This is a genomic window from Pseudomonas sp. P7548 (genome assembly GCF_013386585.1).
GTDB lineage: Bacteria > Pseudomonadota > Gammaproteobacteria > Pseudomonadales > Pseudomonadaceae > Aquipseudomonas.
On record NZ_JACARO010000013.1, the window covers coordinates 43911 to 55476 of the forward strand.

Consider the following 11566-nt stretch of genomic DNA (forward strand, 5'->3'; position numbering starts at 1 on the left):
CGTGGCAATTATGCCGTTCGAACCCTTCAGGACAAGGCTTTTCGGCCGAATATGCCCTTCCAGATGAAGACTGAGACAGCTTGAAACAAATTAGTTGCGTACGCCACTAAATTCGATATCGTGGCGTATGCCTCTTTGTGACCCGGATGTCGTTGCAAATTCCCCAGGAAGCGCATGGGGCGAGGCGGAAAAAAGGCACGGCCCTGCCGGCTTGAACATCCAACCCCCTGTCTGGATCACCTCCTATGCTGAGCCTCGTGCGCATCGCGTTGCGGCGCCCCTATACCTTTCTGGTATTGGCCATTTTCATCCTGATCATCGGCCCGCTGGCGGCCTGGCGAACGCCAACCGACATCTTTCCGGAAATTCGCATCCCGGTGATTGCCGTGATCTGGCAGTACACCGGCTTGCCGCCGGACCAGATGGCGGGGCGTATCACCTCGCCGTTCGAGCGGGTGCTGACCACCACGGTCAACGACATCCGGCACATCGAAGCGCAGTCGATGAACGGCTACGGCATCGTGAAGATCTTCTTCCAGCCCGGGGTCAACATCAGTACCGCCAACGCCCAGGTGACCTCGGTGTCCCAGGCGATCCTGCGCCAACTGCCGCCGGGTACGGTGCCGCCGCTGGTGCTCAACTACAGCGCGTCCACCGTGCCCATCGTGCAGCTGGCCTTATCGGGCCCGGGCCTGAGTGAGCAGCAACTGGGCGATATCGGCATCAACTCCGTGCGCCTGATGCTCACCACCGTGCCGGGTGCGGCGCTGCCGTACCCGTTCGGCGGCAAGAGCCGGCAGGTGCAGATCGACCTCGACTCGGCGCGTATGCAAGCCCGTGGCCTGTCGGCGCAAGACGTCGCCACCGCCCTGGCCACCCAGAACCTGATCACCCCGGTGGGCACGCAAAAGATCGGCAGCTACGAGTTCAACCTGCAGTTGAACAACTCGCCGTCGGACTTCCATGACCTGGAAAACCTGCCGATCAAGACCGCCGACGGCACCACCGTGCTGATCCGTGACGTGGCCACGGTGCGCGACGGCAACCCGCCGCAAACCAACATCGTGCACGTGAACGGCAACCGTTCGGTGCTGCTGACCGTGCTCAAGACCGGTTCGGCCTCCACCCTGGGCGTGATCGCCGGGGTCAAGGACAAGCTGGCCGATAACAAAGCCGCCTTGCCGCCCAACCTGAACATCGACCTGATCGGCGACCAATCGCTGTTCGTGCGCTCGGCCATCGGCGGCGTGGCCCGTGAAGGCTTGATCGCGGCGGCGCTGACCAGCCTGATGATCCTGCTGTTCCTCGGCAGTTGGCGTTCCACCGTGATCATTGCCACGTCGATTCCCTTGGCGATCCTGGCCTCGATTGCGACGCTCTCGGCCTTGGGCGAAACCCTCAACATCATGACCCTTGGCGGCCTGGCGCTGGCCGTGGGGATCCTGGTGGACGACGCCACGGTGACCATCGAAAACATCAACTGGCACCTGGAGCAGGGCAAGCCGGTGGAGACGGCGATTCTCGACGGCGCGGCGCAGATCGTGACCCCGGCGTTCGTCTCGCTGCTGTGTATCTGCATCGTGTTCGTGCCGATGTTCTTCCTCGACGGCGTGGCGCGTTTCCTGTTCGTGCCGATGGCCGAAGCGGTGATCTTCGCGATGATCGCCTCGTTCATCCTGTCGCGGACCCTGGTGCCGACCCTCGCCAACTACCTGCTCAAGCCCCATGTGCACGGCGAAGACGGGCATGCGCCGTCGCGCAACCCGCTGGTGAAATTCCAGCGTGGGTTCGAGCGGCACTTTGAAGCGTTCCGCGAGCGCTACCATGGCGTGCTCGACAGCGCCTTGCACCATCGCCGCGCCGTGGTGGTGGGCTTGCTGGCGTTTGTCGCGGTGTCGTTTGCGCTGGTGCCGTTTTTGGGCCGCAACTTTTTCCCCGAGGTTGATTCCGGGCTGATCCTGCTGCACGTGCGTGCTCCGGTGGGCACACGGGTGGAAAGCAATGCGCATCTGATTGCCGACATCGAGAACTCGATCCGCCGCAAGATCCCGGGCGAAGACCTCAAGGCCCTGGTGGACAACATCGGCCTGTCCATCAGCGGCATCAACGTGGTGTACAACAACACCGGCACCGTGGGTTCCCAGGACAGCGACATCCAGATCAGCCTCAACGAAGGCCATCGTCCGACCGCTGAGTACATGCGTGAGCTGCGTGAAAGCCTGCCACGGGAATTCCCGAGTGCGGTGTTCTCGTTCCCGGCGTCGGACATCGTCGGGCAGATCCTCAACTTCGGTTCATCGGCACCGGTGGACGTGCAAGTCACCGGTAACAACCTGGCCGCCAACTTCACCTATGCCAGTGCATTGCTGCGGGATATTCGCCGCGTGCCCGGAGTGGTGGACGCGCGTATCCAGCAGTCCCGACAGTTGCCCACATTCAACATCGACGTGGACCGCACCCGCGCGCAATTGGTCGGCCTCACCGAGCGCGATGTGACCAACAGCCTGGTGGTCAACCTGGCCGGTTCCAGCCAGGTGGCGCCGACGTTCTGGTTGAACCCGGCCAACGGCATTTCCTACCCGATCGTCATGCAAACCCCGCAGTACAGCCTGGAAAGCCTGGCGGCCCTGCATAACCTGCCGCTCAGCGGCAGTGCCGGCGCGGCCACCGACCAGACCCTGGGCGGCCTGGCCAATATCCAGCGCAGCCACAGCAACTCGGTCATTACCCAGTCGGATATCCAGCCAGTGGTCGAAGTGCTCACCGCGATCCAGGGTCGTGACCTGGGCGCCGTGGCGGCCGATATCCAGAAGATCATCGCCGCCCACGCCAGTGAAGTGCCCACCGGTTCCAAGGTGCTGTTGCAGGGCCAGGTGCAGACCATGAACGCCGCGTTCAGCGGCTTGCTGTTTGGCCTGCTGGGGGCGGTGGTGCTGATCTACCTGTTGATCGTGGTCAACTTCCAGTCGTGGAGCGACCCGTTCGTGATCATCACCGCCTTGCCGGCCGCACTGGCGGGGATCGTGTGGATGCTGTTTGTCACCCATACACCGCTGTCGGTGCCGGCGCTGACGGGGGCGATCATGTGCATGGGCGTGGCCACCGCCAACGCCATCCTGGTGGTGAGCTTCTGCCGCGAGCGCCTGGCAGTGCATGGCGATGCCGTGCAGGCCGCATTGGAAGCCGGCTTTACCCGGCTGCGGCCGGTGTTGATGACCGCCATTTCGATGATCATCGGCATGGCGCCCATGGCCCTGGGCCTGGGGGAGGGCGGCGAGCAGAACGCGCCGCTCGGCCGTGCGGTGATTGGTGGCTTGGCGTTTGCCACCATCGCCACGCTGATTCTGGTTCCGCTGATTTTCAGTCTTGTCCACGGGCGTCGCCAGCACGCCACGCGGGCGACCACCGTTACCCAAGGGGTTTGACATGTCCGTTTCTCTTTCTAAACCGAAGTCTTCCCGTGGGCTGCTCTGGCTGATCGTCGGCGGGGTGGTGGTGGTTGCCATCGTGGGCGTGGGCATCGGCGTGCGCGCCAATGAGTCCCGTGACCTCAAGACCTGGACCGACGCGCAGGCGCTGCCCAGCGTCAAGCTGATCAAGCCGTTGGTGCAGGCCCAGGGCCCGGTGCTCAACCTGCCGGGGCGCATGGAAGCCTATTCCCGTGCGTCGATCTTTGCGCGGGTCAATGGCTACCTCAAATCCTGGAACGTCGACATCGGCACCCGGGTGAAAGCCGGCCAGGTGCTGGCTGAAATCGACACCCCGGAACTCGACCAGCAATTGCTGCAGGCCCGCGCTACCTTGGCCTCGGCCCAGGCCGATGCGCACCTTGCCGAAACCACCGCCAAGCGTTGGCAGGCGATGCTGGCGACCGATTCGGTGTCGCGCCAGGACGTGGACGAACGCACCGGCGACCTGACCGCCAAACAAGCCAAGGTGGCGGCGGCCAAGGCCAATGTCGACCAGTTGGTGGCAACCAAGGGCTTCCAGCGCCTGGTGGCGCCGTTTGCCGGCGTGGTCACCGCCCGCAGCACCGACGTGGGCGCACTGATCAGTGCCGGTGGCGCTGCCGGCAAAGAGCTGTTCGCGGTGGCCGACGTCAGCCGCCTGCGCGTGTACGTGCAGGTGCCACAGACCTTTTCGCCGCAGATCCGCGAAGGCACCACGGCGCGCCTGAGCGTGCCGGAATATCGCGGCGAAACTTTCACCGGCAAGGTGATCGCCACCGCCGACGCGGTCAATGCCGCCTCCGGCAGCACCCTGGTGCAACTGCTGGTGGACAACCCGGGCGGGCGCCTGCTGCCGGGCGGCTACACCAGCGTGCAGTTCGACTTGCCGGTGCAGGCCGATGTGCTGCGGGTGCCTTCCAGCGCCCTGGTGTTCGATGACCACGGCATGCGCGTCGCCACCCTCGACAGCACGGATCACGTGCGCTTCAAGACCGTCAGCATTTCCCGCGACTTTGGCGACAGCGTGGAAATTGCCAGCGGCCTGCAAGCGAACGAACGTGTGATCGACACACCGCCCGATGGCCTGGCCGACAACGATGCGGTGCAATTGGCGGCCGCTCCAGCCGAGGTCAAGCCCCATGGCTAAGCGCACTCTCTTCGGCCTGGTCGCCACCTTGAGCCTGGGGGCGTGCTCGTTGGCGCCGCCGCTCAAAGTGCCCGAAACCCCGGTGGCGGCACAGTTTCACACCCAGGGCCCGTGGACGGTCGGCGCGCCTAACGACCAGGCCAGCCGTGACGGCTGGTGGCACATCTACAACGACCCGCAACTGGACGCGATGCAGCAGCAGTTGCTGAAGAACAACCCCGACCTGAGTGCGGCATTGGCCCATTACGAGCAGTCCCAGGGCTATGTGGCCCAGGCGCGTTCGGGGCTGTTTCCGACAGTGTCGGCCATCGGCAACGGCCAGCGTATTCGCCAGTCCGACACCAAACCGCTGCGTTCGGCCACCTCGCCAAATGTCTACAACTCGGCCACCCTGGGCCTGGAAGTCGACTATGAAGTGGACCTGTGGGGCCGCGTGCGCGACACCGTCGCCGCCGGCACCAGCGACTCCGAAGCGGCCAAGGCCGACCTCGCCTCGGTGCGCCTGAGCCTGCAGGCGCAATTGGCCGACAGCTACATTCGCCTGCGCGGCATCGACTGGCAGAACCAACTGCTGGAACAGACCCGTGACGCGTACGCCAAAGCGTTGGGCCTGACCGAAGGCCTGCACGGCGGCGGGATTGTCTCCGGCCTCGACGTGGCACGGGCGCGCACGCAACTGTCCACGGTCAAGTCGCAATTGAGCCAGAGCCTGGTGCAGCGCGCGGTGCTGGAGCATTCGATTGCGGCGATGCTGGGGGAGTCGGCGTCGACCTATACGGTGGCGGTCAACGTTGCGCCGATTGCCTTGCCGAACGTGCCCACCGGCGTGCCGTCGAGCCTGCTGCAACGCCGGCCGGACATCGCCGCCGCCGAGCGCCGCATCGCCGCAGCCAATGCACGCATCGGTGTGGCCAAGGCCGCGTGGTTCCCGCAGATCACCCTGAGCGCCCAGGGCGGTTACCAGAGCGATGAGTTTGCGCGCCTGCTCAGCGCGCCGAACCTGTTCTGGGCCATCGGCCCATCACTGGTGGGCACGCTGTTCGACGGCGGCGCGCGCCAGGCTCAGGTCGACATTGCCAAGGCCGCTACCGATGAAGCCGCGGCCAAATACCGGGGCGTGGTGCTGGGGGCGTTCGAACAGGTGGAAGACAACCTCTCGCAGATCGCCGGGCTGGGCAGCGCCCTGGACGACCAGCGTGATGCAGCGGCGGCTGCGCAGTACGCCGAGGACCTTTCCACCGCGCGTTATCGCCAGGGCGCCGTGGCCTACCTCGATGTCGTGACCGCCCAAGTGGCGGCGCTGGAAGCCAAGCGCACGGTGTTGCAACTGCAAACCCAGCAATTGAGCGCTAATGTGGGCCTGATCAAGGCACTGGGTGGCGGCTGGAACGTGACGCAACTGGCGGCGTCGAACCCTATTCAACCCAAGGAGCAGTAACGATGACTGACTACGTACCCCCGAAAGTCTGGACCTGGGACACCGAAAGCGGCGGCACTTTCGCCAGCATCAACCGGCCTATCGCCGGAGCGACCCACGAGCAGGAATTGCCGGTGGGCAAGCACCCGTTGCAACTGTATTCACTGGCCACGCCCAACGGGCAAAAGGTCACCATCCTGCTCGAAGAGCTGCTGGCCCTGGGGCACAGCGGCGCGGAATACGACGCCTGGCTGATCAAGATCGGCGACGGCGACCAGTTCGGCAGCGGCTTTGTGGGCGTCAACCCGAACTCCAAGATTCCCGCACTGCTGGACCGCAGCGGCGCCACGCCGATCCGGGTGTTCGAGTCGGGGGCGATCCTGCAATATCTCGCGGAGAAGTTCGGTGCGTTCTTCCCTACCGAGCCGGCGGCACGTGCTGAATGCCTGTCGTGGCTGTTCTGGCAAATGGGCAGCGCGCCGTACCTGGGCGGTGGTTTCGGGCATTTCTATGCGTATGCACCGAGCAAGATGGAATACGCGATCAACCGCTTTGCCATGGAGACCAAGCGCCAGTTGGACGTGCTCGACCAGCGCTTGGCCGTGAGCGAATACATTGCCGGGGATGAGTACACGATTGCCGACATTGCGATCTGGCCTTGGTACGGCGGCCTGGTGAAGGGGCGGTTGTACGGCGCGGCTGAGTTCCTGTCGGTGAATGAATACAAGCATGTGCTGCGTTGGGCGGACGCCATCGAGGCACGGCCGGCCGTGCAGCGCGGGCGCAGGGTCAACCGGGTGTCCGGCGAACCGCATGAGCAACTGCGCGAGCGGCACGCCGCGAGTGACTTCGACGTTTAGGCATTGCGCTTGAGGGTGGTCAACTGCAGCGTCGTCCGGTGGCTGAAACCCAGGGCTTCATAGAGGCGGATGGCCGAGGTGTTGGTGGTGACAACGTGCAGGAACGGCACGGTGTCACGTGCGAGCATACGCTCGGCCAGCGCCGCTACCATCCGGCCGCCCAGGCCTTTGCCGCGGTGGCTGGCGGCGGTGCATACACCGCTGATCTCCACCGCGCCTTGCAACTGAAAGCGTTCGCCGGCCATGGCCACCAGTTCGGGGGCGCGCACGCCAATATAGTGCCCGCATTCCCGGGTACGAATTCCAAACGGCCCTGGCTGGGTCTGGGCTGCCAATGCGAGCATCTGATCGGTGTCGGCGGCGCCCAGGGCAATCCATTGCGCCCGGTTTTCCAACGCTGGTGTGACGAGCTGCGAGCAGGTGAATTGCTCCACGGTCGTCTGGTGGATGATCTGCCATTCGGAGGAGGGATGGACCGCCTGCGCGCTGGGCAATGCCACCACTTGGCCGGGTGTCGTCATCTTGGCCAATTGAACAAAGGCTTCGGCCGAGGGTTCGGCCAAGCCGGCAAAGGGCGTGACGTCGCAATGATAGAGCGCCGCCAGCGTGCCGGCATTGCCCAGGTGGGCGTGGCTCCCCGTCAGGCTGTGCCACACGGGGTTGTTCAAGGCGATGTCCAGTGGGGTCATGGCAGGGGCTCTGCAGGGATCAGGTGAGTGAACTCTACGGCCCGTGCGCTGTTGCGGCTATTGTCGCAAACGCCATTATTGAGACCGTTCACGCCATCACCTGCAGGCGCCTCGGTGCATCAGGTACACCGAGTCGAGGCCATCGCCGGCAAGCCAGCTCCTACAGGGTTGGGTTATCCAAAGTCGGTTGCGCGGGAAACGCTTTCCCAGGCGCTGATCTCGGCTTGCAACGCTGTGAGCTTGGCCGTCACATGCTCCACCGCGTCATTGCCCAGCAGCAAATGCGCCGGTGGCTCGGCGCTTGCCACCACCTGCATCATCGCCAGGGCCGCTTTTGCCGGGTCGCCGTCCTGTCGCCCGCTGCGGGCGTGCCGCGCCGCTCGTACGGCATCAAACGAGGCGTCGTAGTCGGCAATGCTGCGTTCGGCCCTGATCATCGAGCGCCCCGCCCAATCGGTGCGAAAGCCACCCGGTTCAATCGCGGTGACGTGAATACCGAACGGTTTCACCTCTTTGCCCAACGCCTCGGAGATGCCTTCCAGCGCAAACTTGCTGCCGTGGTACACGCCCAGGCCGGGGAAGGTGGTCAAGCCGCCCATCGAGGTGATGTTGAGAATATGCCCGCGACGGCGCTTGCGCATAAACGGCAGCACCGCCTGGATCATCGCCACCGCGCCGAACACGTTGACTTCAAATTGCTGGCGTACATCGTCCAGGGACGACTCTTCCAGCACGCCCTCAAAGCCGTAACCGGCGTTGTTGACCAGCACATCGATCGCGCCAACGTTCTTTTCGATCTCGGCCACCACGGCCGGGACAAACAGGCTGTCGGTGACATCCAGCAAGCGCGCAAAGGAGTAGCCGGGTTTGATCCGGTCGAACGCGTCGATGGCCTCCGGCGTGCGCACGGTGCCGACGACGCGCTCGCCGGCAGCCAACAAGGCCTCGGCCAGGGCTTTGCCGAAGCCGGAACTGATACCGGTGATAAGCCAGGTTTTCTGGGGTTGTGCAGGCATGGTGATCTCCCGTGAGTGTGCCTGGGATCTTTCTCCGTTAAGGCCAGGCACACAATCGGGCAGAAGCTGCTCAGGCTTTGAAGCCGTGCTTCACAATACCTACTTGTAGCGCTGCTCAAACACCGCCACTTGCTCGGGTTTGATCAGCTCGAAGGGCACCCAGACTTCCGGCTCGATGGGCTCACCCTTGATCATCCGGATGGCTGCCTGCACGGCCTGGGTCGCCTGGGCCTTGGGGTCCTGGAACACTGAAGCGGCAAGCTGGCCGCGTTTGATGGCCGCCAGACCGTCCGGCAAACCGTCGATGCCGATGATCGCCACGTCACCCTTGGCCTTGCCCGCCTGTTGCAACGCCATGGCGGCGCCGATGGCCATTTCGTCGTTGTTGGCGACGATGGCATCGAACTGTGTGCCCGCCAGCAGCCAGTTGCTGGTCAGGTCCATGCCCTTGTTGCGTTGCCATTCCGCGCTTTGCTGCTCCACCACCTTGATCCCGGGGAAGTCCTTGAGCACCTGCCTGGCGCCTTCGGTGCGGTCATGGGTGGCGTTTTGCGCGAGGTCGCCCATGATGATCGCCACGTTGCCCTTGCCACCGAGTTTTTCCGCGAGGTAGCGCATCTGCAACTGCCCGGCCTCGATGTCGTTGGAGGCCACGGTGACCACGCCCTTGGGCAGGGTGCGTTCATCCGGGTGGCGGTTGACGTACACCAGCGGCGTCTTCGCGGCGACGGCGGCGCGGGTCATGTTGGCGGTGGCGGCGGTGTCCACCGGCAACACGATCACGGCGTCGACCTTCTGATTGAGAAAGCCTTCGACCTGATTGAGCTGGCGCACCACGTCGCCCTGGGCGTCTTCGAACTGGATCTGCACATCTTGCTGTTTGGCGGCGGCTTCGAGGCCGGTGCGCACATAGGTCATGAAGTTATCGTCGACCCGGGCGATGCTCACGCCAATGCGGTAGGCGGCGAAGGTCCATTGGCTGAACAGCAGCAACAGCGTGGCAACGAGCAATGAATAGCGATGCATGAGGATGGTCCTTTTATTGTTATAGGGTGAAGGCCTGGCGGAAACGCTCCAGGGCCAATTCGCTGTCGCCACTGGCCCAGCCTTCGAGGCCGACCACGCCGGTGTAGCCCATGGTGTGCAAGGCCCTGGCGATGGCCGGGTAGTGGATTTCGCCGGTGCCGGGTTCCTTGCGGCCCGGCACATCGGCCACCTGGATTTCACCGATGGAATCGCCGGCGCGCTGGATCAGTTCAATCAGGTTTCCTTCGCCAATCTGCGCGTGGTACAGGTCCAGGTTCATCTTCAAGTGCGGGCTGCCCACGGCTTCGATCAGCGCCAGGGTATCGTCGGCACGGGCGAAGGGCGTGCCGGGGTGGTCGACCTCGGTGTTGAGGTTTTCCAGCAGGAACACGCGGTTGGCGTCCTCGCCCAGGCGGGCGATTTTTTCCAGCGTCTTGCAGGCGCTCAGCCACATGCGTCCGGTGGTCTGGCTGACCGGTTGCACGGGCAGGCCGCCTTCACCCAGGCCGGTGCCGTGCAAGTTGAGGCTGGGGCAGTTGAGTTGCTCGGCGACGCCAATGGATTCGCGGGCGCTGTCGAGCAACTGGCGGATGCCCTCGGGGTCGGTGAGGGTGCCGCTGATGTAGCCGGTCATGGAGGTGAAGTCAGCGCCCGTGGCGGCGAGGGCGCTGATGTCCTTGTCGGTCCAGTTCCAGATTTCCGCACTGAACCCCAATTGATGAATGCGCTTCACACGTTCGATGAAGGGGAGGTCGAGAAAGACCATCTCGGCGCTGATTGCCAGCTTGAAAGGGATCATGGGCGGGCGTCCTGTACGGCCACGGCCTTGCCGGTTTCGAATGATTCGATACAAGCGCGCGCAATCGCCAGGGCGGCGCGGGCGTCTTCGCCGCTGGCCATCGGCTTGGCACCCGTGCGCAGGCAGTCGGCGAAGTGGTTGAGTTCGGCGATGTAGGCGTCGCGCAGCAGGTCGGTGTCCATGCGCTGGGTGTCGGCCTGGATGCCCTGGGCCAGGTAGCGCACCAGGTCGGAATCGTTGAGGCTGCCCATGCTCAACATGCCCTCGCTGCCGAACACTTCGCCGCGCACGTCGTAGCCGTACACCGCCTGGAAGTTGGCTTCGGCAGTGGCGATGGCGCCGTTGTCGAAGCGGATCGCAACCACGGCAGTGTCGAGGAAACCTTTGCTTTTGAAGGCCGGGGCGATCAAGGCGTCGGCCATCACGTAGACCTGCACCGCTTCGGCCCCGGGGTTGAGATAACGCAGGGTGTCGAAGTCGTGGATCAGGGTTTCCAGGAAGATCACCCACTGCGGCGAAGCAGCCGGATTGTTCAGCGCCGGGTCACGGGTCAGCGAGCGCAGCAACTGCGGGGTGCCGATACGGCCGGCAGCGACATCGAGGTGGGCGGTGCGGAAGCTCTTGGCGAAACGCCGGTTGAAGCCGACCTGCAGCGGCACTCGGGCGTCGGCTGCAGCCGCGATGGCGCGGTCGGCTTCATCCAGGGTGATGGCCATGGGTTTTTCGCAGAAAACGCCCTTGCCGGCGCGGGCGGCGCTGATCACCAGTTCGGCATGGCTGCGGGCGGGGGCGGCGATGATCACGCCGTCGATGTCGGGGTCGTCGAGCAACTGTTGCGGGTCGGTGTAGACCTTGGCCACCCCCAATTCAGCGGCGAGGCGCGCGGCCTGGCCTGGAGTAGGGTCGGCAATCGCCACCAGGCTGGCGCCGGGGATGTGCCGCGCAGCAGTCAGGCCGTGGAAGCTGCCCATGCGACCGGCACCGATCAGACCTAGGCGGATGTTCTGTGTACTCATGAATTGACCCCTTCTTATTGTTGGCCTCAGGACGGTCCTGATGGGCAATGAGGTAGGAGCAAGGGCTGTGCCAATTCATAAACTACTGATATTTATCGATTAATTAATCTTTATAAACAAAAAGTGTTCATTTAAATGACATGTCTA

9 protein-coding genes are annotated in these 11566 nt (G+C 64.0%); 4 read left to right on the forward strand and 5 right to left on the reverse strand.

Annotated elements, in window-relative coordinates; genetic code table 11:
* The first annotated feature begins 245 nt into the window (after window positions 1-245).
* The 4 genes from HX803_RS06415 to yghU are packed head-to-tail and all read left to right on the forward strand — an operon-like array spanning window position 246 to window position 6873.
* Window positions 246-3425, forward strand: coding sequence for an efflux RND transporter permease subunit (locus tag HX803_RS06415; RefSeq protein WP_178919669.1), 3180 nt, complete (start codon window positions 246-248; stop codon window positions 3423-3425).
* A gap of 1 nt (window position 3426) precedes the next feature.
* The gene (locus tag HX803_RS06420; RefSeq protein WP_178919670.1) at window positions 3427-4596 is read left to right on the forward strand and encodes an efflux RND transporter periplasmic adaptor subunit; all 1170 of its coding nucleotides are present in this window, start codon (window positions 3427-3429) and stop codon (window positions 4594-4596) included.
* Entirely contained in the window at window positions 4589-6034 is a 1446-nt protein-coding gene (locus tag HX803_RS06425) for an efflux transporter outer membrane subunit (protein WP_178919671.1), read from the forward strand. Before HX803_RS06420 ends, HX803_RS06425 begins: the two co-directional genes overlap by 8 nt.
* A 2-nt stretch (window positions 6035-6036) precedes the next feature.
* Window positions 6037-6873 carry a glutathione-dependent disulfide-bond oxidoreductase gene (yghU, locus tag HX803_RS06430; RefSeq protein ID WP_178919672.1) on the forward strand — a complete coding sequence of 279 codons (837 nt, stop codon included), beginning with the start codon at window positions 6037-6039 and terminating at the stop codon, window positions 6871-6873.
* Here yghU and HX803_RS06435 read toward each other — a convergent pair.
* The 5 genes from HX803_RS06435 to HX803_RS06455 form a co-directional block, all read right to left on the reverse strand.
* Window positions 6870-7562: a GNAT family N-acetyltransferase gene (locus HX803_RS06435; RefSeq protein ID WP_178919673.1), complete on the reverse strand. Its 693-nt coding sequence runs from the start codon at window positions 7560-7562 to the stop codon at window positions 6870-6872. The genes yghU and HX803_RS06435 overlap by 4 nt on opposite strands.
* A gap of 173 nt (window positions 7563-7735) precedes the next feature.
* Window positions 7736-8578, reverse strand: a complete 843-nt coding sequence (locus HX803_RS06440; RefSeq protein WP_178919674.1) for an oxidoreductase — start codon at window positions 8576-8578, stop codon at window positions 7736-7738.
* A 99-nt stretch (window positions 8579-8677) separates the two neighbouring features.
* Window positions 8678-9604 carry a sugar ABC transporter substrate-binding protein gene (locus tag HX803_RS06445; protein WP_178919675.1) on the reverse strand — a complete coding sequence of 309 codons (927 nt, stop codon included), beginning with the start codon at window positions 9602-9604 and terminating at the stop codon, window positions 8678-8680.
* Window positions 9605-9623: 19 nt separating this feature from the next.
* A complete protein-coding gene (locus tag HX803_RS06450) occupies window positions 9624-10403 on the reverse strand; it encodes a TIM barrel protein (RefSeq protein WP_178919676.1) in 780 nt (259 codons plus the stop codon).
* Entirely contained in the window at window positions 10400-11419 is a 1020-nt protein-coding gene (locus tag HX803_RS06455; RefSeq protein WP_178919677.1) for a Gfo/Idh/MocA family oxidoreductase, read from the reverse strand. Before HX803_RS06455 ends, HX803_RS06450 begins: the two co-directional genes overlap by 4 nt.
* Window positions 11420-11566 lie beyond the last annotated feature (147 nt).

Bases quoted from the DNA above. Each gene is read 5' to 3' on its own strand.
- HX803_RS06415 (WP_178919669.1), top strand. From the start codon at position 246: ATGCTGAGCCTCGTGCGCATCGCGTTGCGGCGCCCCTATACCTTTCTG.
- HX803_RS06420 (WP_178919670.1), top strand. From the start codon at position 3,427: ATGTCCGTTTCTCTTTCTAAACCGAAGTCTTCCCGTGGGCTGCTCTGG.
- HX803_RS06425 (WP_178919671.1), top strand. From the start codon at position 4,589: ATGGCTAAGCGCACTCTCTTCGGCCTGGTCGCCACCTTGAGCCTGGGG.
- yghU (WP_178919672.1), top strand. From the start codon at position 6,037: ATGACTGACTACGTACCCCCGAAAGTCTGGACCTGGGACACCGAAAGC.
- HX803_RS06435 (WP_178919673.1), bottom strand. From the start codon at position 7,562: ATGACCCCACTGGACATCGCCTTGAACAACCCCGTGTGGCACAGCCTG.
- HX803_RS06440 (WP_178919674.1), bottom strand. From the start codon at position 8,578: ATGCCTGCACAACCCCAGAAAACCTGGCTTATCACCGGTATCAGTTCC.
- HX803_RS06445 (WP_178919675.1), bottom strand. From the start codon at position 9,604: ATGCATCGCTATTCATTGCTCGTTGCCACGCTGTTGCTGCTGTTCAGC.
- HX803_RS06450 (WP_178919676.1), bottom strand. From the start codon at position 10,403: ATGATCCCTTTCAAGCTGGCAATCAGCGCCGAGATGGTCTTTCTCGAC.
- HX803_RS06455 (WP_178919677.1), bottom strand. From the start codon at position 11,419: ATGAGTACACAGAACATCCGCCTAGGTCTGATCGGTGCCGGTCGCATG.